This window comes from Rhizobium sp. NLR8a, from assembly GCF_019685235.1.
GTDB lineage: Bacteria > Pseudomonadota > Alphaproteobacteria > Rhizobiales > Rhizobiaceae > Rhizobium.
In genome coordinates this window covers 276,802-300,081 of record NZ_JABDWI010000008.1, presented here as the reverse complement: position 1 = coordinate 300,081, position 23,280 = coordinate 276,802, and the positions used below count along the sequence as shown (strand labels likewise).

Below are 23,280 nucleotides of genomic sequence, written 5' to 3'. Positions count from 1 at the left end.
GGTAAGTGCATTGCATGCAGATCAATCTATCTGTAGTGAGCAGTGTCGAACAGCGATGGTCACCACGCCAGGCTCGTGAATGCACGCGGCTTTACCAGGTTTTACAGGAGGTCTCTTGTCTTCGAATAAAAAACTGCGCAAGGGCATCTTGCTCGCCGGTGGCTCGGGCACCCGACTTCATCCCGCGACTCTCGCCATTTCGAAGCAGCTTCTTCCGGTTTTCGACAAGCCGATGATCTACTATCCCCTGTCAACGCTGATGCTTGCAGGCATCCGGGATATCCTGATTATCTCCACGCCGCAGGACACCCCGCGTTTTGAACAGTTGCTGGGTGACGGCGCCCAATGGGGATTAAATCTCCAATATGCCGTGCAGGCTGCACCGGACGGAATTCCCCAGGCATTCTCGATTGGCAGGGAATTCATCGCGCGGGATGCAACCGCCCTCGTGCTGGGAGACAATATCTTCTACGGCAACCTCCTGACTCATGATTTATCCGCGGCTTCCGCGAGGTCGGACGAAGCGACGATCTTCGCGTACAAAGTCCACGATCCCGACCGGTATGGGGTAGTGGAATTTGATGGTCAGGGCAAAGTCCTCAGCCTGGAGGAAAAGCCATCCAGGCCCCGCTCTTCTTATGCAGTAACCGGTTTATATTTCTACGACAATGACGTGGTTGATATTGCTGCCGCCTTGAAACCATCGCCACGCGGTGAAACCGAAATTACCGATATCAATCGCCATTATTTGGCGGCCGGCAGGCTGAATGTTGCCGTCTTGGGCAGAGGACATGCCTGGCTTGATACGGGCACGCACGATTCACTCCTTGAAGCCAGTCAATTCATTGCCACCATCGAGCGGCGCCAGGGGCTGAAGATTGCCTGCCCCGAAGAAATCGCCTTTCATTTGGAATACATAGATGCCGAGCAGTTGCTGAGGCTGGCAGCTCCACTTGAAAAGAGCTCTTACGGTCGATACCTCATCAGCCTGGTGAGGGAACCAACTCCGCATTTCCCGCCCGGCTGACCTGCAAAACTGGAAATCAATCTTGTCTGCTTTTACCCTGCTTAAGTTAAAGACAATGTCCGACTCACGAGGCGCGTTGACCGTCATGGACGGAATACTGCCATTTCCGGTGGTCCGGAGCTTCTGGATCTATGGTGCTGACGGATACACACGCGGCGGTCATCGTCATCACAAGACGCGGCAGGCCTTGGTGGCGATTTCGGGGAGCGTGATGGTTTTGATGGACGATGGAAAAGCCAGGGAAGAGGTCACCTTGTCGTCACCGGACCAGTGCCTGCTGGTAGAGCCAAGGGACTGGCATGAAATGACCTTCGGTCCTGGTTCTATCCTGCTGGTTTTTGCCTCTCACGGATATGATAAGGACGACTACATCGACACCCCCTATGAACGGCTCTGAGATGATTGAGTATGAAAGTCTAGCGCAGGCCAACCGCCCGCTGATGGAAGAGTTGGAGGCGGTTGCATCCCGCGTCATTCGGTCCGGATGGTACATACTTGGCAATGAGGTCTCCTCATTCGAAGCTGAATTCGCTGCCTTTGCGGAAAGCAAACATTGCATCAGCGTGGCCAATGGTCTGGATGCATTGATCCTGTCGATCGAAGCGCTCGACCTGCCGAAAGGCAGCGAGATCATGGTTGCCTCCAACACCTATATAGCCACTGTTCTGGCGATTCTTCGCGCGGGCCACAAACCCGTTCTGGTGGAGCCCGAGCGCGAAACCTTCAATATCGATCCGGAGCGCCTTCCAGCGGCGCTCACACACAAGACGCAGGCAATCTGCGTGACGCATCTTTTCGGCAAATCCTGCCGGATGACCGAGATCGCGGCGTTTGCAAGCGAGCATGGTCTCAAGGTGATCGAGGATTGCGCGCAGTCTCACGGCGCGCGCTTTGACGGCAAGCTGACCGGCACCTTCGGAATTGCCGGTTGCTTCAGCTTCTATCCGACCAAGAATCTTGGAGCTCTCGGAGATGCGGGCGCCATCGTCACGAACGATGACGAATTTGCCGATCGCCTGAGACATATGCGCAACTACGGCTCGAAGAAAAAATATGAGAACGTCTATATTGGTGTAAATTCGAGGCTTGACGAGATGCAGGCGGCATTCCTGCGGGTTAAACTCCGTCACCTCGACCAGGTGACTGAACATAAGCGGGCACTGGCCGATGTTTATTTTGCCAATTTGCCCAAATGGCTCGCGCAGCCGCTTCGTCGACCTGCCGAGTATGACGTGTTTCATATCTTCGCGATACGTCATCCGGCCCGCGACGAATTGCGTCGGTGGCTGCTCGATAACGGCGTCAAGACCGAGATACATTATCCGATCGCCCCGCATCGGCAGAAGGCAATGCAAGGCATTCTTTCCGGCGACTATCCCATTGCCGATGAGCTGCATGCCACCGAGCTGAGCCTGCCTATTTCGGCTGGGCATCGAAAGGATGAGATCGAGCGCGTCTGCAGCCTTCTTACTGCGCTCCCGGAAAAGCTGAAGTTGGCGGCATGACAGAACAGCTGAAGGGATCGGCCTCCACCCGCGAGGAAGATTGGGATATCGTTATCAAGCCTTCGAAGGGCAGCGCGCCGGATCTCGGACTCGTCTGGCGATATCGCGATCTCGTCTGGATGTTCTTTATGCGGGATTTCACGACATTTTATAAACAGACGGTTCTGGGGCCGGTCTGGTACATTATTCAACCGTCGCTGACGGCAATGACGTATTATATCGTGTTCGGAAAAATCGCCAATCTTTCCACGGATGGCCTGCCACCTTTCCTGTTTTATATGTCGGGAACGATCATCTGGAGTTATTTTTCCGTCTGTCTGGCCAATAACTCCGACGTCTTCTCAAAAAATGCCAACCTGTTCGGAAAGGTTTATTTCCCCAAGCTCGTGGTGCCGCTATCCGTTGCCATGAGCGGGCTTGTCGCATTTGCCATCCAGTTCCTGCTCCTGTTGACGGTTGCGGTTGGGATGAAGATCGCCGCCCCCGATCTGGCATTGAGCTACAGGTTCCTATTTATGACGCCGCTCCTGCTGCTCTATATTGCGGTGCTTGGTATAGGTGCGGGGCTTGTGGTTTCGGCGCTAACAGTCCGTTTTCGTGACTTGGTTTATGCCGTCGGATTCATGACGCAGCTCTGGATGTATGCCACGCCGATTGTCTATCCTTTTAGTCAGATTCCTGAACGGTATCACTGGTTCTTTTATATCAATCCGATGACGACCCCGGTACAGACCTTCCGTTGGGCGCTGCTTGATTCTCCCGCTTTGCCGGTCAGTCTGTGTCTCGCCAATCTGGCTGTGACTGTCGCGATCGCGACGTGCGGCTTGATGCTTTTCGCTCGTGCGGAGGCAACTGCGATGGATACGGTCTGATGAACGATATCGTTATTCGAGCCGAGCACGTCAGCAAGCTATACCGCCTTGGCGTGATCAACCATGGCACGCTTTATCGCGACCTTCAAAGCTGGTGGGCAAAGTGGCGCAACCTTCCCGATCCGAATGTTTCTGTATCCGATTATGCTTCCAACAAGAGTCAGCAGTCGCGAGTGAAGGGCGACATCTTTAAAGCGCTGGATGATGTCTCCTTCGAGGTGGGGAACGGCGAGATCGTCGGGATTATCGGCAGGAATGGTGCCGGCAAATCCACCCTGTTGAAGGTCATGTCACGTATCACCATGCCCAATTCGGGTTTCATAGGTATACGGGGCAGGATTGCCAGCCTGCTTGAGGTCGGCACCGGATTTCATCCGGAGCTCACCGGTCGCGAGAACGTCTATCTCAACGGAGCCATCCTTGGCATGAGCCGCGCCGAGGTCAGGTCCAAATTCGATGAGATCGTCGAGTTTGCTGAAATCGGCGAGTTCATTGACACCCCGGTGAAGCGGTATTCATCTGGAATGTATGTGCGTCTGGCTTTCTCGGTCGCGGCGCATCTCGAGCCGGAGATTCTGCTGGTTGATGAAGTTCTGGCCGTCGGCGACGTCAACTTCCAGAACAAATGCATGGGACGCATGCAGGAAGTCACGAAGGCAGGTCGAACGATCATCTTCGTCAGTCACAACATGACCGCGATCAGCAGCATCTGCCCGAAATCGATTCTGATGGCCGATGGCAAGGTTGCTGCGATGGGCGAGACCGCAGATGTGATCAAGGCCTATCTCAATCGCCCGGAATTCGGCGGTACCGCAAGTTACTCGGTCAATCCCGAGGACATCGACGGAAAGGCGGTGATATGCCGCGTCGCGGTATTGAACGAGAAGGACGAGGTTTCTGAAACCGTGGAACTGTCGAACGGCTTCTCGGTCGAGGTCGAATACGAATTGAGGGAGCCTCTTTCCGGCCTCTCGGTCGGGATGCAGATCAAGATGGAGGACGGCTACACCACGCTCGTCAGCCTTTCCGATCCCGAACTCGACGTCGGGCGCCTGGATACCCGGCCAGCCGGCTATTACAAAGCGCGCGTCAGATTTCCCGGATATCTCCTCAACACCGGCACCTTCTACTTGCGGCTCGGCATATCGAGCCGGTTCTCGATCTATTCCGTCGCCGAGGGTATTCGGTTTGACGTGGAGGACAATGTCGGAATTATCCAGATGCTGGGTCAGCAACGCAAGCCGTCGATTTCGGCGATCCAGTTGCCTTGGGAGGTGGAGAAGCTCTTCCAGCGCGATTCTGAGGGTGTTTTTAAATGAAGAAAGTGCTTGTCACTGGGGCGGATGGATTTATCGGCTCTCACCTTGTCGAGACGCTGGTCAGGTCGGGCGTCGAAGTTCGCGCCCTATGCCAGTACAACTCGTTTTCCAGCTGGGGCTGGCTTGACCAATCCGAACACCGCGGCCAGTTCGAAGTGATCCTCGGAGACGTCCGCGATCCCTCGCAAATGCGCACCGTCGCAAAAGGCGTGGATACGGTTTTCCATCTCGCCGCTCTGATTGCGATTCCCTATTCCTATCAAGCACCCTCAAGCTACATCGATACGAATGTGCATGGGACGCTGAACGTCCTTCAAGGAGCCCTCGACGCTGGGGTGGGAAGGGCGATCCAGACCTCGACCAGCGAAGTCTACGGCACCGCGCGTTTTGTGCCGATCAGCGAAAGCCATCCGCTGCAGGCGCAGTCGCCCTATTCGGCTTCCAAGATCGGTGCGGATGCGATCGCCTACAGCTATTATTCGAGCTTTGATCTGCCGGTGACGATTGCCCGGCCTTTCAACACCTTTGGCCCGAGACAATCTGCAAGGGCGGTTATTCCGACCGTGATTTCACAGCTTCTGAGCGGACGGACGACCCTGAAGCTTGGTGCGCTCTCACCAACGCGGGACTTCAATTTCGTCCAGGATACCTGCGATGGCTTTCTGGCGCTCGCGGCCTGCGACCAAGCGATCGGCCAGACCGTCAATATCGGTTCCGGCAGCGAGATATCGATTGGCGATACCGTTCAGCTCATCGCCGATATCATCGGCGTCAGCGTCGAGATTGAATGCGACGAACAGCGTTTGCGTCCCGCAAACAGTGAAGTGGAACGCTTGTGCTGCGACAACAGCCTGATCAAGTCTCTGACGGGATTTTCGCCGCGTTACAGCGTGGAGGATGGTCTGAAGGCAACGATCGAATGGCTGCGTCAGCCGCAGAATCTGGCGCGGTATAAGGCGGATATTTTCAATGTCTAGACGCGCAGTCATTCTGGCGGGGGGAATGGGCACGAGGTTGCGGCCCTATACCGTCGTCCTTCCAAAGCCTTTGATGCCGATCGGCGATTATCCTATTCTTGAGGTCATCATCCGGCAGCTGATAGCAGGCGGATTTCAGCACATCACGCTTGCCGTCAATCATCAGGCCGAATTGATCAAGGCGTTTTTCCAGGATGGCGACAAATGGGGCGTACGCATCGACTATTCGCTCGAGGACGAGCCGCTTGGCACGATGGGGCCGCTGCGGTTGATCAAGGATCTTCCTGAGAATTTTCTAGTGATGAACGGCGACATCCTGACGGACCTCAATTATGCCGATTTTCATGATGTCCATGTCCGGGACGGCAATATATTCACGATCTCGTCCAAGACGCGCCAGCATCGCATAGACTACGGCGTTCTTGATACCAACGCCGCAGGACGACTAACGGGCTTCCGGGAGAAGCCCACGGCCGAGTATAAAGTCAGCATGGGCGTCTACATGGTGTCTTCGGCGGCCGTCGAGCACATACCGCAACGCGGCGCTTACGGCTTTGACCAGTTGATGCTCGATCTACTGGCGGCAGGCAAGCCGGCCACGGTTCGCGATTTTCCGGGCTATTGGCTCGATATCGGACGCCCCGACGATTATGCATTGGCGATCGAAGAGTTCGAAACCATGCAATCCAGGTTCTTGAATGGTTGACGCCATCGTCACCGGTGCAGGCGGCTTCCTCGGGAAGCGTCTGGTGGAGCGGCTTGAACAAGCTGGCATCGATGTGCTTGCGCTTGAGCGAACGCATGGGGACATTAGCGAAGAGCGCCTTTGGAAGGAGCTTCCGGCAGCGCGCACGCTGTTTCATCTTGCCGGCAGGACATTCGTTCCGGATAGCTGGACACAAGGCCCGAGTTTCACCGCCGCCAATGTTCTCGGTACACAGCATGCTTTGAACTGGTGCAAGCGGCACAAGGCCAAACTCGTCTTCGCAAGCGCCTATGTTTATGGGGTGCCGGAACGGCTGCCGATCCATGAAAGCGATCCGGTCAAGCCGAACAACCCTTACGCACTTTCCAAATATCTTGCCGAACAGCTCTGTGAGTTCGCTGCTACATACGAGCAAATACCGGTGGTGGTATTGCGCCTTTTCAATATATATGGGGTTGGGCAGCGGCCGGAATTTCTGGTACCGACGCTACTGAATCAGGTAAGAACGAAACAGGAAATACAGGTCATGGACCTCGGTCCGCGGCGGGATTATGTCTTCGTCGACGATGTCCTGAGCGCCTTTGCCAAATCAATGGACGTGTCGGAAGGTTACCACTGCATCAATATCGGCTCCGGAATGTCGTATTCGGTGCAGGAAATCATCGACATCTTGCAGGAAGCTGCCGGCACTAATCTACCAGTAGTGTCGTCTTGCGCTGTTCGGCGGAATGAAATACCTGACGTGCGGGCCGATATTACGCGGGCTCGCGCCGTTCTCGGATGGCAGCCGGAGTGGGATCTGCCCGCCGGCATCCGCGTGATGATGAAGGAGTCGTAAAATTGAACGAGCGTTACGTTCCGATCAACAAAGGCAACTACTCGATGGACACGGACGAGCGCGAAGCCACGTTCGACAGATTCCGTGGCGAGGGATGGGAAGCCGAATACGCGGATTACCGTCGCAAATGGTCGGAATATGCCCTGAACCAGCAGGTTTCGGATTACCCGCTGCTCGTCGATCTCGAGCTGGCGTCGATCTGCAACCTGCGCTGCCCCATGTGCTATACGATCAGCGACGAGTTCAAGAAAAACGTCAATACGACGCGGATGGACTGGGACCTCTATTGCCGGATTATCGATGAGATCGGCGGCAAGGTTCCGGCGATCCGCCTCTCGCTGCGCGGCGAGGCGACGTTGCACAAGCGTTTCGCCGACTGTGTGCGCTACGCTAAGGACCATGGGATCAAAGAGGTTTCGACCCTCACGCATGGCTTCAAGCTCAACAGAGACTATTTCGCCCAGCTTGTCGATGCCGGCATCGACTGGATCACCGTTTCGATCGACGGCACCGGTGAGACCTACGAGAAGATCCGCAAGCCGATCAAGTTCGAAGCCCTGCTCGACAAGATCAAGGACATAAAGAAGTACAAGGAAGAGCGCGGTCTCCACCGTCCTGTGATCAAGGTGCAGGGTATCTGGCCGGCAATCCGGGAGAATCCCGATCTCTACTACGAGACCTTTGCACCTCATGTGGATCTGGTCGCTTTCAATCCGTTGATCGATTACCTCGGCAACGATTCCGAGATCGCCTATCTCGATAACTTCACATGCCCGCAGCAGTACCAACGCCTTGTGATTGGTGCCGACGGATTGGTCATGAAGTGCTCGAACGACGAGGAGAACCGCGAGGTTATCGGCAATGCGAACACCGAAACCGTGCACCAGATCTGGCATGGGGAAAAAATGAACGCGGTGCGCGCTCTGCACAAGGAACCGCAAGGCTTCCTGAAGAGCGAGGTCTGCCGCAGATGTTATCTGCCGAGACAGACCAATGATGAGACGGCTGAGATTTGCGGCCGACAGGTCATTGTGCGGAATTACGTCGACCGAAACCAGGAAATCGGGCAGTAATCGGCCGAATTCCACGCGCTACGACCAGACCTCGCCAAGCCTATAGTTTAGGGGCTGCGATCGCCGCGAGAGCGAGGCGGCTTTGCCGGTCGTGAATTACAGGGAGTAACAGGATGTTCCGGAATTACCGGCCTGATCGGTGCTATATCATCGCTGAGATCGGCGGAAACTTCACGACGTTTGATCAGGCAAAGCACTTGATTGACGAGGCAAAGGCGGCGGGGGTGGATGCCGTCAAGCTCCAGACCTATCGCGCAGAGACTTTGTCGAGCCGCAACGCCATGTTCGACATGGAGAACACCGGCGTTACCTCGCAGTTCGAACTCTTCCGCAAATATGAAATCGGCCACGAGCTTCACGAAGCGGTGTTTCGCTATGCCGAAGAGCACGGGCTGGACTGGTTCTCCTCGCCTTCGCATGAAACGGATGTCGATCTACTGGAGAAGTGTGGAGTCGGCGCCCACAAGGTGGGTTCGGACGACGCGGTCAACATTCCCTTTCTCCGTTATCTGGCAAAAACCGGCAAGCCGATCATCCTGTCGACGGGGATGTCGACGCTCGACGAAGTTCAGGAGTCCGTCGCCGCCATCAAGGAAGCCGGCAACGACAAGCTTATTCTGCTGCATGCCATCACGAGTTATCCGACGCATCCGGAAAATGTGAACCTGCGTGCAATGCAGACGATGATGAAAGCGTTTCCGGATCTCGACATCGGTTATTCCGACCATACGCTGACGCCGGTCGCAAGCCTCTGTGCGGTCGCGATGGGCGCCCGGGTGATCGAGCGTCATTTCACCTACGACAAGTCCGCCGACGGCCCGGACCACATGCTTTCGGCCGATCCGACGGAAATGAAATGGCTCGTCGACGCGATACGAGCGTTCGAGATCATGAAAGGCAGTGGCCGCAAGGAGCCGGCTGCGAGTGAAGCAACGACGAGATTGAACAATCGCAAGAGCGTTGTCGTCAATCGACCGCTCAAGGCCGGCCATGTCATCTCCGCCGGCGACATTTCCGTTAAGCGACCTGGAACAGGAATTGAACCGAAGCATTTCGAAGCTCTCGCAGGACGGCGGGTCGCAAACGACCTCGATGCGGACGCGGTCCTTCAATGGAGCGATCTGGCGTGACGCTTGGAATTATTATTCAGGCGCGGATGGGATCGACGCGGCTGCCGGGAAAAGTGCTTCGCGACATTTGCGGAAAGCCCCTTCTCGGACATGTTCTTGGTCGGCTTCAGATACTGAAGCGCCCGGCAAAGGTTGTCGTTGCGACATCGTCCGCCAGCGAGAACGATATTATCGAAGCCTGCTGCCTTGAGCACGGCGTTAGCTGCTTTCGCGGCGACGAAACCGACGTTCTCGATCGTTATTTTCAGTGTGCGAGATCGCTCGGGATGTCAGATATCGTGCGGTTGACCGCAGATAATCCTTTTACCGACGTCGAGGAGCTTGAGAGGCTGATCGATCTGCACCAAAAGCAGGGATTCGATTACACCCATGCCTTTGGCCAGTTGCCTATTGGCGTCGGCGCCGAGATATTTACCTTCGAAGCTCTATCGCGCAGCCACTGCGAGGGGAAGCTGCCGCACCATCGCGAACACGTGAATGAATACTTCACGGATCGCCCCGAATTGTTCAAGATTGGTCGGCTCGAGGTGCCCCCAGCCAAAATCTCTCCGGAGCTGCGCCTGACGGTGGATACTGAGGAGGACTGGAGACGCGCCTGTGCGCTCGCAGCGCAGGCGGGCGGAACCTGGCTCGGGACGGAAGAGGCGATCAGGCTATGTTCGTCTTCTGCGTAGAAAGTTCGCATGCACGCGGCATGGGGCATCTTTTTCGGTCGCTGACGCTCGCCGCCGAGCTGCGCACCCGCGGTCATTCGGTCCGATTTTTGGCAAACGATCATCCGAATTCCTTGAGAATCATCCGCGAGCGCGGGTTTGCCGTGGCGCTCTATGATCTGGCAGCCGTGACGGGATGGGAGAAGGCTTTCCTCGAAGCCGCTGCTCCGTCTCCGATCTGGATCAACGACCGCCTTAATACGCAGCGATCCCACAGCGAGACGATCAAACGCTTGGACGCCAAGCTTGTTACCTTCGATGATCGTGGTGATGGCGCGGAACTTGCCGACCTGAATATCTGCGCTCTGCTGTTCGAAAACACGAAGGGTCTGAAGGGCAGAGATGTTCGGCTGGGCATAGAGTACATGATACTCAATCCTGAAATCGCCAGGTATCGCCGAGTTCGGGAAAAGCTTGCATCGATACTTGTCACCCTCGGCGGCGCCGACACTTATGGAGTGACGGTCCGCGTCGCTAAATGGCTGAGCAGCAAGCCTTTCCCTGTCACCATCGTGACAGGCCCGAGCTTCCAGCACATGGCGGAGCTTGAAGAGGTCGTCGCGGCGGCTCCGCCGGATCGGTTCAGATTGCTGAACCAGGTGCCGTCGCTTGCGGCGGAGATGTACGGGCACGATCTGGCGATTACCGGGGGCGGTCTTACGCCCTTCGAAGCGTGTGCGGCCGGCCTGCCCTGTGTCGTGGTCGCAAACGAACCGTTTGAAATCCCGGTCGGGCGTGCGCTCGAGGAACTTGGAGGAGCGCTCTTCGCCGGTCATCACTCCGCTTTCGATCTCGGCATCCTGGAAAAGGCAATTCCCATCAGGAGCATGAGCGAGACCGCCATGACCAAGGTCGACCTTGGCGGGGTTGGCCGAGTCGCCGATTTACTGGAAAGATTGGCTGCATGACCCTGACAGCGGTGATCCATCAGCCGGACTTTGCGTCCTATCTCGGCTTTTTTCAGCGATTTCTGAACGCCGACCTCTACGTCGTTCTGGACCACGTCCAGTTTGTCCACGGAACGAGCAAAAGCTGGACGCACCGTGACAAGATAAAGACGGCACAAGGCGACCGCTGGCTCACCGTCGGAATCAGAAAGCCAAGCTTCGGCACACCGATCAACGCGGTGGAGCTGGCACCGGGCACCGGATGGATAGACCAGAACCTTTCGTTGCTTCGTGAAAACTATCGCAAGTCCGCCGGCTGGAGCGAAGTCTTTCCCCGCATCGAAGTCCTCTACGGCAAGCGGTTCGACCTCTTGGCCGATTTCAACATGCATTTCCTGGACGGTATTCTGGATATGCTTGAAATCACCATGCCGACGGTGCGATCGAGCACTCTAAGCCCCGTGGGTCATAGGAACGAGTTGCTTGTCGAATTGCTGGGCAAAGTCGGAGCGACGCGTTATCTCTCGGGTCTCGGCGCTCGCGACTATATGCGGCCGGAACTGTTCGAGGCAGCCGGAATCGAAATCGAGTGGCAGCATTTCGTCCATCCGGTTTATCCACAGCCCTTCGGCGATTTCATTCCCTATCTCAGTATTCTCGACACACTGCTGAATTGTGGTATTGCAGGCACGCGTGACCTGCTCTGGAGTTGCAAATGAATATTCTCGCGATCGGTGCCCATTTTGACGACGTTGAGCTCGGCTGCGGTGGTGCACTGGCGCGCCATACAGCAAATGGCGACACCGTTTACGTCTATGTCGCGACCGTATCCGGCTTTTCCAACCAATATGACCAGTCCGTGCGCAGCAGCCAGGTCGCCAGAGCGGAAGCGGATGCCGCGATGGAAATCCTCGGCGTTCAAAAGATGTTTTGCGGCGAGTTCAAAACGCTCCAGATCGAATTCGTCGACCCGCTGAATATCGAGATCCTCAAGCTGGTGCAGGATCTGAAGATCGATATGGTCTATACCCACTGGGTCGGCGATATCCATCATGACCACCTGGCACTGTCGCGCGCATCGCTGCACAGCTGCCGGCACGTGCCCCGCCTGCTGATGTATCGCAGCAACTGGTATCATTCGACCGTCGATTTCAGGGGGAATTTCTACGTCGACATTACCGCCCATTGGGACCAGAAGGAAAAAGCGATCCTTGCCCATGAATCCGAGATGGAGCGCACCGGGCGGAAATGGGTGAGCTTCTTCCGCAATGAAGCCGAGAACGCCGGCCAGCGCATCGGTGTAAAATACGCCGAAGTCTTTGAGGTGGTGAAGTGGCTGCAGCCTTGAGGAAGATTTTGACCTTTGGCTCCATGCTGCTTCCCTATGGTGTGCATGAGCTGAAGCGCAGGCTTAAAAATCGTCACAAGTTATCTGCTGATGTCGCGAGATCGCTGGCAGAAAACAGGCAGCTTGCCGGGCTGCGTGCGGGCCAACGCTGTTTCATTTTAGGAAATGGACCGAGCGTCAAGGGCTTGGATCTGTCGCGGCTTCAAGGCGAAAATGTGATAACCGTTTCCAACGGCTATCTGCATTCCGATTTCGACAAGTTCCAGTCTCGTTATCATTGTGTTCCGCAAATCACCTACGGATTGATGACACCCGAGGACGTGGTCCGCTGGTTCGAGGAGATGCATTCGCACCTGGGCGGCGCGGAACTCTTCCTCAGCTCCACGGAAGCGGAGCTGGTTCGAAAACACGATCTGTTTTCAGGACGAACAGTCCGCTATCTCATGCTCGGCGAAAGCTTCGACGAAAGACCATCGGTAGAAATCGTCGATATCTCCAGACCGGTGCCACGTGTCGATTCAGTCCCGGTGATGGCCTTGATGATAGCGATGTATCTTGGTTTCAAGGAAATCATCCTGCTCGGCGTCGACCATGATCGCTTCCTGTCAGCAACCTATGAATACGCGTTCGACCTCAAGGTGCAAAAGGGAAAAGATTTCACCGTAAATGCGGACGGCACCCCGACAACGAACCGTCACGACGACTTTCAGCAGGCGGCGCGGCTGTGGCGACAATATCGAGCCATCGCGAATATCGCGCGAGCAAATGATATCCGCATCTTCAATTCCACACCCGGTGGGGCACTGGACGAATTTGAGCGCCGGCCGTTCCAAGCCTGGTTTGAAGAATGAGACGGCTTAAATTTGCGCTTCCGGGAATCCACTGTTTGCTTGAGGTGACGCGAGAATCGCCCCAAGCGCGCGAACAGGAGATCTGGGCCGAATTCCGACGGCACAACATCATTTTCGACGGACCTTACGATGATTGGCGTTCGGCAATGGCTGATTCAACCGGCTATGATGCGCCGGCCATTCTTGCAAAAGCCGTCGAAGCGACACGCGCAGTTGTTCAGGGCCGTGCCTCATATGAGCGGGACACTGTAATCTTCAGAGAGAGAATCTACTCGCATCCGCTGCTTGCCTGGCTGCTCTATGTTGCATCCAGATCCGATGGTCGTTTGAGAGTGGTCGACTTTGGAGGCGCGCTCGGAAGTTCCTATTTTCAACACCGGTCAAAACTCGCTCATCTCGCGGAATTGAAATGGTGCGTCGTGGAGCAGCCTCATTTTGCAGAAGCAGGGCGAGCAGAATTTGAAGACGGGCTTCTGAGCTTTTCTCGTAGCCTCGAAGAAGCAATCGAATTTGTGAACCCTCACATCGTTCTGCTCTCGGGCGTGCTCCAGTACCTCGAATATCCCCACGAGCATCTTGAGAGCCTTCTTTCGAAAGGCGTCAAGTTCATCCTTGTTGACAGAACAAGCGCGCAGGTCGATATCCCCGAAGCCCCTTTTGTACAGCATGTGCCGGAACGCATCTATCGCGCGAGCTACCCCGTGTGGTTCTTGAACGCGCATGAATTGCAGAATCGCTTCGCGAGGCATGGCTACGAGGTGCTGGACAGGTTCCAGCCAGCTGGGACATTTGGAATAGCAACACCGCCGCCCTTGCAGGAATTGACGCGTTGGGGCGTTGGCCTTACGCCAGCTCAGGGACAATACGAATGGTCGTATACTGGCTGGTTTCTTGAGAAGCCGGAAATCTAGCGATGCGCGTTAACGTCATTATCCCTGTCTTCAATCGTCTGGAGCACACCCGGAAGGTGCTGGAGGCTCTCAGGAGACAAACTCTCGCCGACGCGCTGACGATCGTCGTTGTCAACGACGGTTCGACCGATGGCACGGCAGAATACCTGCAGTCGCAGGGCGATGTTGTCGAAATCCGAGGCGACGGCAATCTTTGGTGGGGGGGTGCCATCGAGAAGGGGCTGAAATACGTCCTTCCGTCTTGCAAGGCGGAAGATTATATCCTGTTTCTGAATAATGACACCTGGTTCGACGAAGATTATGTTGAAACCCTGGTGCAAACATCCAAGGCGAATGGCGAAGCCGCCGTCGGAAGCGTTATCCATGAAGAGGGGAAAGACCCACCTCTTGTGAGTATAGGACCTCGGATCAACATCAACAGGTTCGCGATCTGGGATGTCCTTTCGGAATTGAGCGAAGCGCAACAACGGTCGCCTGAGAGCCAATACCGCGTGGATGCATTGAGCGGTCGAGGTACTCTATATCCAGCCCTCTTGTTTCGGAGATATGGCGGTATGCGGCCACGCCTGCTGCCGCACTACATGGCCGATTATGAAATCGCGATGCGCTTTTCGCGCGCCGGAGTGCCTCTGATCGTCAGCACAAAAGCAATCGTCTATTCCCCGCCAGTATATGGAAACGACATCTCCAGGCATTCATGGAAAAAACGATTGTTTGGCAGGCGCTCTCCTCACAATGTGTTTCAACGCCTGATCTTCTATTCGCTTGTCGGTTCACCGGTGCAGAGATCGACCGCACCTTTCCGCATGGCCTATTTCTTTTACGCACGTGTCCTTTTGGGAAAGATCACGACCAGCCTTAAGAAATTCGCCTTTTCCCGTATGCGTGCAAGGCAGCTTGGCGAACTGAAACGTCACGGGGTAAGCGTTGGCCGCGATGTTGTGCTCTATGGCGCCCCTTTGTTGCAACGACATCCTGACAGTGAGATTCACCTCGGTGATCGCGTCGTCCTGTGTTCTGATTCCCGATTTACAGCGCTCGCTCTCAATCATCCGGTGAAGATAGCGACCATTCGCGCCGGATCGAAGATCAGCATTGGCGCAGACAGCGGCATCAGTGGTGCAACCATCGTCTCGGCTGTAGGGATTTCAATCGGCGCGGAAGTGCTGATGGGAGCCAACGTCACGATTTTCGACACGGACTTTCATCCGATACGTCCGGAAGGGCGCCGTCATTCGGATGTCGAGGCGGACATCAAGACTGCACCGGTGCACATTGGCGATAATGTGTTCATTGGCACCAATGCCCTGATCTTGCGTGGCACAGAAATAGGACGTGATAGCATTGTCGCTGCGGGTGCGGTCGTCCGCGGAAATTTCCCCGAAGGGGCAATAATTGCCGGGAACCCGGCAAAGCTTGTCGGTAGCGTCTATAGAACGTCACAGGAACGTCCCGGCAGTCAACCAGACGGTGAACATGAAAATAGCAATATTTGACACCTATTACGCGCGGTTTCTGAAGCAATTCTATGCGCGGCGGCCACAGCTCCGAAAATCGACCTCGCTAGAACAGACGAAAGCTCTTTTGGCCGCCGCATTCGGCACGTCCGATTTCTACTCGCGCCACCTGAAGGACCAGGGTTGCGACGTCATTGACATCATCGGCAATTGTGTCCCGCTTCAATCGGCCTGGGCGCAAGAAAACAACGAGCCGTTCAGCGCTTGGGCGATGAAACTGCCGCATCGGTTTTTCAGGCTGCCTTATGTTGGCGCACGCCTGGCGGCGCTCCCTGGCTTGCTGGAGGTCGCAATGGCCCGGGTTCGAACATTCAAGCCGGATGTACTCTACTGTCAGGATCTCAGCTTCTTTCCGCCGCATGCCCTGACGGAGTTGAAGAAGACGGTGCCGTTGATTGTCGGCCAGATCGCTTGTCCGCTGCCGCCGGGTGAGTTTCTGCGACCCTATGACCTTATTCTGACGTCTTTCCCCCATTTCGTACCCCGTTTTCATGAGATGGGGATAAAATCCGAATATTTCAGGATTGGCTTCGACACTCGGGTGCTCGATCTCCTTGGCGACATCAGGCGCGATGTGCCGGTGAGCTTCGTCGGCGGCATAAGCCGTCATCATGGCAAGGCCGTACCCTTGCTCGAACATCTTGCCGATACCACGCCGATACAGTTTTTCGGTTACGGCGCGAAGACGCTCCCGCGCTCTTCTCCGATTCGCAAACGTCACAATGGCGAAGTCTGGGGTCCGGATATGTATCGGGCGCTGGCGCGCAGCCGGATCACCGTCAACCGCCATATCAATGTTGCCGAAAACAACGCCAATAACATGCGGCTCTACGAGGCGACCGGTGTCGGATCGCTGCTGATAACCGACAAGAAGGATAATCTCGGGGAGATTTTCGAGGTTGGAAAGGAAGTGGTTGCCTATTCCAGTGCGGAAGAAGCGACAGAACTCGTCCGCTACTATATAGACCACCCGGACGAGGCCGACGCCATCGCGAAGGCCGGTCAGGCAAGGACGCTGAAGGACCACACCTACAAGTCGAGAATGGAAGAATTGGTGCCGATCCTCGAACGATATCTGGAGAAACAGGGCTGATGTCGTTTCTGCGCACAAGTCTCAATCGCTTTCCGGGGATGAAGAGCCAGTTGAAGCGATTGCATGATCGGCTGTTGCCGACGACGTCGGTATCGTCCCGCTATGTCGAGATAGAGGCGGCTCGTCGAGACAGCGAAAGTTCGCGCCTTGCTGCATCCTGGAAAGCAAGTGATCTGCCCGCCCGCCAGAGAGCCCTCGTCGAGCGCCAGCTGAAGGAATACCGCAATGGCGCTTCCATTGATGTATTCGATGTCTTTACCGCCGCTTTGCGCAGCATCGACGATCTTCCGGCTAATGCTTCGCTGCTCGAAATCGGTTGTTCCAGCGGCTATTATTCCGAAGTGCTTGATGTGAGTGGCTTGCCGCTGCGTTATCGCGGCTGCGATTACTCCGATGCTTTCATCGATATGGCGCGCAGCATCTATCCCGGGCTGTCGTTCGACGTGGAGGATGCGACGCGGCTCAACTATCAGGATGACGCTTTCGATGTCGTCGTCTCAGGATGTTGTCTGCTGCATATCCCCGATTATGACGCGGCGATCGCAGAGAGCGCCCGTGTTGCCAAGGAATACGTGATTTTTCACCGTACGCCTGTTGTCTATGGCGAGCCGACCAAGTATTTCCGCAAACAGGCCTATGGCGTCGAGACCATAGAGATCCATTTTTCCGAGCCGCAGCTATTGGACATCTTTCGAGTTCGCGGCCTGCACGTCCTGGCGACGTTCACGCTAACTGAGAACGTGGATCCGCACGACAGTCGTAAGGGCAATGCAATGCGCACCTATTTGTGCAGGAAACAAACCCAATCATGACGAACTATTTCTGTACCCTTTTCGACAACGGCTATCTCATCAAGGGAATGGCCATGATGGAGAGCCTCGTCCAGTGGTGCCCCGATGCGCATGTTTTTGTGCTTTGCATGGACCAGCAGACGCAGGAGATATTGACCGCTCTCAACAGGTCCTACATCACCTGCATTCCACTCGCTGATCTCGAGACGCCGGAACTTCTGGAAGTCAAGAAATCGCGCGGCGTCGCCGAATATTGCTGGACCCTGTCTCCGTGTCTGCCGAGTTTCCTGCTGGAGCAGCATCCCGACATTGATTTCATCACCTACCTCGATTCCGATCTGCTGTTTTATTCACCGCTCGGTCCGATTTTCGACGAAATCGGCAATAGTTCCATCGCCATTATCGAACACCGTTTTGCTCCGCGGCTGCAGAATCGCGAAATTAACGGCCGTTTCTGCGTCGAATGGGTGAGTTTCCGGCGCGACGAAGAGGGAATGCGCTGCCTCACTCGCTGGCGCGAGCAGTGCATCGAATGGTGCTACTATCGCCTGGAAGACGGCAAGATGGGTGATCAGAAGTATTTGGATGAATGGCCGGATCTCTACCCGAATTGCCATATCATCGAGCATCCCGGAGCCGGAATCGCGCCCTGGAACTACGAAAAGCTGCATTTTTCGCAGGATGCATCAGGCAGGATCGAGGTCGATGGTTCGCCGCTGATCTTTTATCACTTCCACCAGTTTCAGTTGCTGACCAATGGCATGTTCGATCGGCTGTCGGCTTTCTACACCGCCGTCTGCGAGGAGCCCGACGCTGCTTACAGGGTCTATGAACGCGCTCTGAGGCAAGCCCTGAAAGCGATCAAGACGGTTTCTCCCGGCTTTTCCGGCGGCATTCGTCCCTTTTTCCGGGTTAAGGCGCGCCGATGGGTGCAAAGCAATGTACCCCGGCCGGTCATAAGCTTCCTGCACAATTTCATCAGGTACTGATGTCACGATTGCGGGGAGGAGCCTCGCTTCTCCTCGCCTCGTTATTGGTACTGCCGATCGATCCACTGTCGATAGCTGCCGCTTGTCACATTCTCTACCCAAGCATCGTTGGCGAGATACCATTCGACGGTCTTGCGAATGCCCGTCTCGAAGGTCTCACTAGGGCGCCAGTCCAGCTCCCTTTCTATCTTTGCCGCATCGATGGCGTAACGACGATCATGACCTGGCCGATCACGCACAAAGGAAATCTGGGCCTTGTAGCTTGCGCCGTTTGGCAGGGGCGTCAATTCATCGAGAATTTCGCAGAGCGTATTGACGACTGACAGGTTCGTCAGTTCATTCCTGCCGCCGACATTGTAGGTTTCCCCGACTTTTCCTCTCTCCAGAACACGCCGGATCGCGCTGCAATGATCTTTGACGAACAGCCAGTCGCGCACCTGCATCCCGTCTCCGTAGATCGGAATCTGTTTCCCCGACAGAGCATTGTGGATGACGAGGGGAATAAGCTTTTCCGGAAAATGATAGGGACCGTAATTGTTCGAACAGTTCGTCGTCAGAACGGGTAGGCCATAGGTGTGATGGTAGGCGCGAACCAGATGGTCACTCGCTGCCTTGCTCGCGGAATAAGGACTATTGGGTTCGTATTTGCGATGTTCGCTGAAAGCGGCCTCGTCGGGAGCAAGCGAACCATAGACTTCGTCCGTCGATACGTGGAGGAAGCGAAAGCTCTCCCGGAAGTCTTCATTCTGTGAAGCAAGAAATCCCCGGATTGCCTCCAGCAGACGAAACGTGCCGACAATATTGGTCTGGATAAATTCTTCTGGCCCATGGATCGATCGATCGACATGACTTTCGGCAGCGAAATTCAGGATGGCGCGAGGCCGGTGGGAACGGAGCAGTGCTTCGACAAGGTCGTAGTCCGCAATGCTGCCTTTGACGAAGACATGACGCGGGTCACTCCAGATGGATTTAAGGTTCTCAAGATTGCCGGCATAGGTGAGGGCATCAAGGTTGACGACCGGTTCATCGTGGAGCGCAAGCCAGTCGAGCACGAAATTCGCACCGATAAAGCCGGCACCTCCCGTCACCAAGATCATGTCTTTCCCTTTGGACATCTGATAAATGGAACGCTCTAGTCTCATTGCGCCAATCCCCCGTCAACCGAAGAGATCGACAATGCTGAATTTCGTTTGTCCCCGGTGTCGGTCACATTGGGGTTGCGCTGGTTCGGTCGTTTCCATAAACACCTCCCGAAGATTGCATCGAAAGACGACGTGAAAAATGACGAAAACCGCGCTTATTACTGGGGTGACTGGTCAGGATGGTGCCTATCTGGCCGAATTGCTTCTGAGCAAAGGCTACACGGTGCACGGTATCAAGCGGCGGTCCTCATCTTTTAACACCGGCCGCATCGAACATATCTATCAGGATCCGCATGAGGCCCACCCACGCTTCGTCCTTCACTATGGCGATATGATCGACTCGACCAACCTGCTGCGGATCGTCCAGCAGACTCAGCCTGACGAAATCTACAACCTGGCCGCACAAAGCCATGTCGGCGTCAGTTTCGAAACGCCGGAATATACGGCCGATGCCGATGGTATCGGGACGTTGAGGCTGCTCGAAGCGATCCGCATCCTGGGTCTTGAGAAAAAAAGCCGGTTCTACCAGGCGTCGACGTCGGAACTCTACGGTCTCGTGCAGCAAGTGCCGCAGAACGAGAAGACGCCGTTCTATCCGCGCTCCCCCTATGCCGCAGCCAAGCTCTATGCCTACTGGATCGTCGTTAATTATCGCGAGGCCTACGGCATGCACGCGTCGAACGGCATTCTGTTCAATCATGAAAGCCCGCTTCGCGGCGAGACCTTCGTCACGCGCAAGATCACGATGGCGGTGGCTGCCATCAGCCTCGGCCTTCAGGACAAGCTTTTCCTGGGGAACCTTGACGCCCAGCGTGACTGGGGCCATGCGCGCGAATATGTCGAGGGCATGTGGCTGATGCTGCAGCAGGACAAGCCGGATGACTACGTCTTGGCGACGGGTGAGACGACGCGTGTGCGCCAGTTTGTCGAGTGGGCCTTTGCCGATGTCGGCATCACCTTGGAATGGAAGGGATCCGGTGTCGACGAAAAGGGCTATGATGCCGCCTCCGGCGCTTGCCTTGTGGAAATCGATCCCCGGTATTTCCGCCCGACGGAAGTCGATCTTCTGCTTGGCGACCCGACCAAGGCACGTCAGAATCTGGGCTGGCACCATAAGACCCCGGTTCGTGAACTCGCCGCTGAGATGGTGCGCGAGGATATCAAGCACTGGAAGGCTCAAGGCAGCCGGAAAGAGGTCTGAGTGTACGACTTATCGAACAAGAAGATCTGGGTTGCCGGTCATCGCGGTATGGTCGGCAGTGCTCTTGTGCGCAGGCTTCAATCCGAAAATTGCAGGATCATCACGGCCACGCGCGCCGAGGTCGACTTGAAGCGCCAAGACCAGGTCGAGAAGTTTGTTGAAGCAACCCGGCCGGACGCGATCATAATCGCCGCAGCCAAGGTTGGCGGAATCCTCGCCAATGACAGCTATCCTGCCGAATTCATCTCCGACAATCTGATCATTCAAACCAACATCTTTGAAGCCGCTCACCGGGCGGAGGTGGACCGGCTTCTCTTCCTGGGTTCAAGCTGCATTTATCCCAAGCTCGCTCCCCAGCCGATTCCTGAAGAGGCTCTGTTGACCGGTCCGCTTGAGCCGACCAACGAATGGTACGCCATTGCCAAGATCGCCGGTATCAAGCTCGCGGAAGCCTATCGCAAGCAATATGGCCGTGACTACATTTCGGCGATGCCGACCAACCTGTACGGACCTGGCGATAATTTCGACCTGAACTCCAGTCATGTCCTGCCCGCGCTGATCCGCAAGGCGCATGCGGCGAAATTGCGCAGAGACCCGCAAATGGTTGTCTGGGGCACCGGAACCCCGCGCCGCGAGTTTCTTCACGTCGACGACTGCGCCGACGCGCTGGTGTTTCTGCTGAAAACCTATTCGGGCGCACAGCATGTCAATGTCGGCTCGGGCACGGATCTTGAAATCATCGAGTTGACGCGTCTGGTTTGCCGCGTCGTCGGTTACGAGGGTGAGATCGTCCATGACCTTTCCAAGCCCGACGGCACGCCGCGAAAGCTGATGAGCAACAAGAAGCTGCAGGACATGGGCTGGAAACCGAGCATTTCGCTTGAGGACGGCATTAGAGCCACTTACGCTTGGTTTCTCGAATGCGAAAACGGATCTGATCCAGCGGCCTGATGCCCGAGTTCCTGCGGGCCGGCACTTTCTCTGTCCCACATTGATTCGCGACACAGCGCTGTCGCCGAGCCTCCGATTGCCTCGTGGTCCTGGCCGGCGGGTCCGGAACGCATTGGTGTCTAAGCTTCACCACGCGTCGGTATAAACGCCAAAGCCGGTCCGAATTACAGTCCACCGGCGAGGAAGAGCAATTCGAACAATATCGGCGACCGGCAGCAAGCCCGATCATTGCGGCGGGGAACCCGATAGGGTTAGCGCGGTGGGTATTGTAGGAGGGGCGAATATACGCATAATTTCCGCTGCTGGCGCTGCCAGGCAAGATCGGTCGAATTTCTTGGGAGGGTTCCATGGAAACGAGCATCGAGCACGCCCATGCCGGCGCAGTGTCGCCCGAACTTGTGGTCGATGCGCTGTTTGCGTGCCGAAAGACGGCAGCGATCAGGGCGGCCATCGAACTTGATCTCTTTACACATATTGGCGAGGGCAAGACGCCGGCAGTCCTGGCGTCGGCAACAGCCGCCTCGGAGCGTGGCGTGCGCATCCTCTGCGATTACCTTGTGGTCCATGGCTTCCTGACCAAGGAGGGCGAACAGTACAAAATGACGCCCTCGACCAGTACGTTCCTCGATCGCAATTCGCCGGCCTATATGGGCTCTGCCGTCGAGTTCGCCGCCGCACCAGAAGTACTCGATAATTTTCTGCGCGATCCGACGTCCGTCGTGCGAAACGGCGGTTCGATGGGCCTTGCGAACATGTCGCCCGACAACCCCGTCTGGCTGAAGTTTGCGCGTGGCATGGGCTCTTTCACCGGGCTCAGCGCCAAACTGCTGGCTGGGGAAATCTCCAGCTGGGCGATGTCTCCCAAGAAGGTCCTGGACATCGCTGCAGGCCCAGGCGTCTTCGGCATCGAAATTGCCAGGGCCTTTCCATCCGCGGAGATCGTCGCCGTCGACTGGGGCGCCGTCTTGGAGCTGTCGAGGCAGAATGCGGAAAAATCAGGCGTCGCGGACCGGTACCGGACGATCGCCGGCAGTGCCTTCGAGATCGACTGGGGCGCTGGTTATGACCTCGTCCTGCTTCCGAATTTTCTGCACCATTTCGATTTGCCGACATGTGCCGCGCTGTTGCGAAAGATCATCGCGAGCCTTGCAGCGGATGGTCGGATCGTCGCGGTCGATTTCGTGCCGAATGAAGATGGCGTGTCGCCGCCTTTTCCAGCGGCCTTCTCCTGGGAGATGCTCGTCAGCACACCGGCCGGCCAGGCTTACAAGCAAAGCGAACTGGCCGAGATGGCAAAACTGGCCGGCCTCACCGGCGTCACGGTCAAATCGATGCCGCCAACCCCTGCGAGCCTCATTGTCTTTGAATAGCCGCAGCTCAAGGCTGTCTGTTCTATGTTATCGGCGGAACCGAGCTCATCGCAGATTTGAGGGAAATTG

Annotated in this window: 24 protein-coding genes; 23 read left to right on the top strand and 1 reads right to left on the bottom strand. The window is 56.0% G+C overall.

All coding sequences use genetic code 11. The features are described 5' to 3' along the window. Positions 1–115: 115 nt before the first annotated feature. From rfbA to HJC04_RS17490, 20 genes are all read left to right on the top strand, one after another. The gene (gene rfbA / locus HJC04_RS17585; RefSeq protein ID WP_210629128.1) at positions 116–1,027 is read left to right on the top strand and encodes a glucose-1-phosphate thymidylyltransferase RfbA; all 912 of its coding nucleotides are present in this window, start codon (positions 116–118) and stop codon (positions 1,025–1,027) included. A 22-nt stretch (positions 1,028–1,049) separates the two neighbouring features. After that, a complete protein-coding gene (locus HJC04_RS17580; RefSeq protein ID WP_210629127.1) occupies positions 1,050–1,424 on the top strand; it encodes an FdtA/QdtA family cupin domain-containing protein in 375 nt (124 codons plus the stop codon). A gap of 1 nt (position 1,425) precedes the next feature. Then, on the top strand, positions 1,426–2,532 hold the full coding sequence (locus tag HJC04_RS17575; protein WP_221146752.1) for a DegT/DnrJ/EryC1/StrS aminotransferase family protein: 1,107 nt from the start codon (positions 1,426–1,428) through the stop codon (positions 2,530–2,532). Then, positions 2,529–3,404, top strand: a complete 876-nt coding sequence (locus HJC04_RS17570; protein WP_210629126.1) for an ABC transporter permease — start codon at positions 2,529–2,531, stop codon at positions 3,402–3,404. The genes HJC04_RS17575 and HJC04_RS17570 overlap by 4 nt, the downstream gene beginning before the upstream one ends. Next, the gene (locus HJC04_RS17565) at positions 3,404–4,723 is read left to right on the top strand and encodes an ABC transporter ATP-binding protein (protein ID WP_221146729.1); all 1,320 of its coding nucleotides are present in this window, start codon (positions 3,404–3,406) and stop codon (positions 4,721–4,723) included. Before HJC04_RS17570 ends, HJC04_RS17565 begins: the two co-directional genes overlap by 1 nt. Beyond that, complete coding sequence (locus HJC04_RS17560; RefSeq protein WP_221146728.1) at positions 4,720–5,700, top strand: NAD-dependent 4,6-dehydratase LegB; 981 nt, start codon at positions 4,720–4,722, stop codon at positions 5,698–5,700. The genes HJC04_RS17565 and HJC04_RS17560 overlap by 4 nt, the downstream gene beginning before the upstream one ends. Beyond that, on the top strand, positions 5,693–6,406 hold the full coding sequence (locus HJC04_RS17555; protein WP_210629123.1) for a nucleotidyltransferase family protein: 714 nt from the start codon (positions 5,693–5,695) through the stop codon (positions 6,404–6,406). The genes HJC04_RS17560 and HJC04_RS17555 overlap by 8 nt, the downstream gene beginning before the upstream one ends. Further along, a complete protein-coding gene (locus HJC04_RS17550; protein WP_210629122.1) occupies positions 6,399–7,244 on the top strand; it encodes an NAD(P)-dependent oxidoreductase in 846 nt (281 codons plus the stop codon). Before HJC04_RS17555 ends, HJC04_RS17550 begins: the two co-directional genes overlap by 8 nt. A 2-nt stretch (positions 7,245–7,246) precedes the next feature. Then, positions 7,247–8,317: a radical SAM/SPASM domain-containing protein gene (locus HJC04_RS17545; protein ID WP_210629121.1), complete on the top strand. Its 1,071-nt coding sequence runs from the start codon at positions 7,247–7,249 to the stop codon at positions 8,315–8,317. Between the two features lie 113 nt (positions 8,318–8,430). Next, positions 8,431–9,447, top strand: a complete 1,017-nt coding sequence (locus HJC04_RS17540; protein ID WP_221146727.1) for an N-acetylneuraminate synthase family protein — start codon at positions 8,431–8,433, stop codon at positions 9,445–9,447. Then, positions 9,444–10,121 (top strand): cytidylyltransferase domain-containing protein, encoded by a 678-nt coding sequence (locus HJC04_RS17535; RefSeq protein WP_210629119.1) that lies wholly within the window; start codon positions 9,444–9,446, stop codon positions 10,119–10,121. The genes HJC04_RS17540 and HJC04_RS17535 overlap by 4 nt, the downstream gene beginning before the upstream one ends. Then, positions 10,103–11,068 (top strand): PseG/SpsG family protein, encoded by a 966-nt coding sequence (locus HJC04_RS17530; protein ID WP_221122490.1) that lies wholly within the window; start codon positions 10,103–10,105, stop codon positions 11,066–11,068. Before HJC04_RS17535 ends, HJC04_RS17530 begins: the two co-directional genes overlap by 19 nt. Further along, on the top strand, positions 11,065–11,766 hold the full coding sequence (locus tag HJC04_RS17525) for a WbqC family protein (protein ID WP_210629117.1): 702 nt from the start codon (positions 11,065–11,067) through the stop codon (positions 11,764–11,766). The genes HJC04_RS17530 and HJC04_RS17525 overlap by 4 nt, the downstream gene beginning before the upstream one ends. Beyond that, positions 11,763–12,395, top strand: coding sequence for a PIG-L deacetylase family protein (locus HJC04_RS17520; RefSeq protein WP_004677164.1), 633 nt, complete (start codon positions 11,763–11,765; stop codon positions 12,393–12,395). Before HJC04_RS17525 ends, HJC04_RS17520 begins: the two co-directional genes overlap by 4 nt. After that, entirely contained in the window at positions 12,380–13,246 is an 867-nt protein-coding gene (locus tag HJC04_RS17515) for a hypothetical protein (protein ID WP_221146726.1), read from the top strand. Before HJC04_RS17520 ends, HJC04_RS17515 begins: the two co-directional genes overlap by 16 nt. A 44-nt stretch (positions 13,247–13,290) precedes the next feature. Beyond that, positions 13,291–14,157 carry a TIGR04325 family methyltransferase gene (locus HJC04_RS17510; protein ID WP_247241763.1) on the top strand — a complete coding sequence of 289 codons (867 nt, stop codon included), beginning with the start codon at positions 13,291–13,293 and terminating at the stop codon, positions 14,155–14,157. 2 nt (positions 14,158–14,159) lie between these two features. Then, positions 14,160–15,653: a glycosyltransferase gene (locus HJC04_RS17505; RefSeq protein ID WP_221146725.1), complete on the top strand. Its 1,494-nt coding sequence runs from the start codon at positions 14,160–14,162 to the stop codon at positions 15,651–15,653. Continuing rightward, positions 15,634–16,767 (top strand): glycosyltransferase, encoded by a 1,134-nt coding sequence (locus HJC04_RS17500; RefSeq protein WP_210629113.1) that lies wholly within the window; start codon positions 15,634–15,636, stop codon positions 16,765–16,767. The genes HJC04_RS17505 and HJC04_RS17500 overlap by 20 nt, the downstream gene beginning before the upstream one ends. Next, positions 16,767–17,579 (top strand): class I SAM-dependent methyltransferase, encoded by an 813-nt coding sequence (locus HJC04_RS17495; protein WP_221146724.1) that lies wholly within the window; start codon positions 16,767–16,769, stop codon positions 17,577–17,579. The genes HJC04_RS17500 and HJC04_RS17495 overlap by 1 nt, the downstream gene beginning before the upstream one ends. Continuing rightward, positions 17,576–18,547 (top strand): hypothetical protein, encoded by a 972-nt coding sequence (locus HJC04_RS17490; RefSeq protein WP_221146723.1) that lies wholly within the window; start codon positions 17,576–17,578, stop codon positions 18,545–18,547. Before HJC04_RS17495 ends, HJC04_RS17490 begins: the two co-directional genes overlap by 4 nt. A gap of 41 nt (positions 18,548–18,588) precedes the next feature. Here HJC04_RS17490 and rfbB read toward each other — a convergent pair whose 3' ends face one another. Further along, positions 18,589–19,644 carry a dTDP-glucose 4,6-dehydratase gene (gene rfbB, locus HJC04_RS17485; RefSeq protein WP_221146722.1) on the bottom strand — a complete coding sequence of 352 codons (1,056 nt, stop codon included), beginning with the start codon at positions 19,642–19,644 and terminating at the stop codon, positions 18,589–18,591. A 184-nt stretch (positions 19,645–19,828) separates the two neighbouring features. Between rfbB and gmd the strand changes: the two genes are divergently transcribed. The 3 genes from gmd to HJC04_RS17470 all read left to right on the top strand — a co-directional run bounded on the left by gmd (position 19,829) and on the right by HJC04_RS17470 (position 23,211). Further along, positions 19,829–20,890: a GDP-mannose 4,6-dehydratase gene (gene gmd, locus HJC04_RS17480; protein WP_221122496.1), complete on the top strand. Its 1,062-nt coding sequence runs from the start codon at positions 19,829–19,831 to the stop codon at positions 20,888–20,890. Beyond that, on the top strand, positions 20,891–21,841 hold the full coding sequence (locus HJC04_RS17475; protein WP_221146721.1) for a GDP-L-fucose synthase: 951 nt from the start codon (positions 20,891–20,893) through the stop codon (positions 21,839–21,841). Positions 21,842–22,188: 347 nt separating this feature from the next. Next, the gene (locus tag HJC04_RS17470) at positions 22,189–23,211 is read left to right on the top strand and encodes a bifunctional 2-polyprenyl-6-hydroxyphenol methylase/3-demethylubiquinol 3-O-methyltransferase UbiG (protein WP_210629108.1); all 1,023 of its coding nucleotides are present in this window, start codon (positions 22,189–22,191) and stop codon (positions 23,209–23,211) included. Positions 23,212–23,280: the final 69 nt, after the last annotated feature.

What these genes read in the sequence shown, in the direction of transcription:
- HJC04_RS17575 (WP_221146752.1), top strand. Translation starts at nt 1,426, where the DNA reads ATGATTGAGTATGAAAGTCTAGCGCAGGCCAACCGCCCGCTGATGGAA.
- HJC04_RS17570 (WP_210629126.1), top strand. Translation starts at nt 2,529, where the DNA reads ATGACAGAACAGCTGAAGGGATCGGCCTCCACCCGCGAGGAAGATTGG.
- HJC04_RS17565 (WP_221146729.1), top strand. Translation starts at nt 3,404, where the DNA reads ATGAACGATATCGTTATTCGAGCCGAGCACGTCAGCAAGCTATACCGC.
- HJC04_RS17560 (WP_221146728.1), top strand. Translation starts at nt 4,720, where the DNA reads ATGAAGAAAGTGCTTGTCACTGGGGCGGATGGATTTATCGGCTCTCAC.
- HJC04_RS17555 (WP_210629123.1), top strand. Translation starts at nt 5,693, where the DNA reads ATGTCTAGACGCGCAGTCATTCTGGCGGGGGGAATGGGCACGAGGTTG.
- HJC04_RS17550 (WP_210629122.1), top strand. Translation starts at nt 6,399, where the DNA reads ATGGTTGACGCCATCGTCACCGGTGCAGGCGGCTTCCTCGGGAAGCGT.
- HJC04_RS17540 (WP_221146727.1), top strand. Translation starts at nt 8,431, where the DNA reads ATGTTCCGGAATTACCGGCCTGATCGGTGCTATATCATCGCTGAGATC.
- HJC04_RS17530 (WP_221122490.1), top strand. Translation starts at nt 10,103, where the DNA reads ATGTTCGTCTTCTGCGTAGAAAGTTCGCATGCACGCGGCATGGGGCAT.
- HJC04_RS17525 (WP_210629117.1), top strand. Translation starts at nt 11,065, where the DNA reads ATGACCCTGACAGCGGTGATCCATCAGCCGGACTTTGCGTCCTATCTC.
- HJC04_RS17520 (WP_004677164.1), top strand. Translation starts at nt 11,763, where the DNA reads ATGAATATTCTCGCGATCGGTGCCCATTTTGACGACGTTGAGCTCGGC.
- HJC04_RS17505 (WP_221146725.1), top strand. Translation starts at nt 14,160, where the DNA reads ATGCGCGTTAACGTCATTATCCCTGTCTTCAATCGTCTGGAGCACACC.
- HJC04_RS17500 (WP_210629113.1), top strand. Translation starts at nt 15,634, where the DNA reads ATGAAAATAGCAATATTTGACACCTATTACGCGCGGTTTCTGAAGCAA.
- HJC04_RS17495 (WP_221146724.1), top strand. Translation starts at nt 16,767, where the DNA reads ATGTCGTTTCTGCGCACAAGTCTCAATCGCTTTCCGGGGATGAAGAGC.
- HJC04_RS17490 (WP_221146723.1), top strand. Translation starts at nt 17,576, where the DNA reads ATGACGAACTATTTCTGTACCCTTTTCGACAACGGCTATCTCATCAAG.
- rfbB (WP_221146722.1), bottom strand. Translation starts at nt 19,644, where the DNA reads ATGATCTTGGTGACGGGAGGTGCCGGCTTTATCGGTGCGAATTTCGTG.
- gmd (WP_221122496.1), top strand. Translation starts at nt 19,829, where the DNA reads ATGACGAAAACCGCGCTTATTACTGGGGTGACTGGTCAGGATGGTGCC.
- HJC04_RS17470 (WP_210629108.1), top strand. Translation starts at nt 22,189, where the DNA reads ATGGAAACGAGCATCGAGCACGCCCATGCCGGCGCAGTGTCGCCCGAA.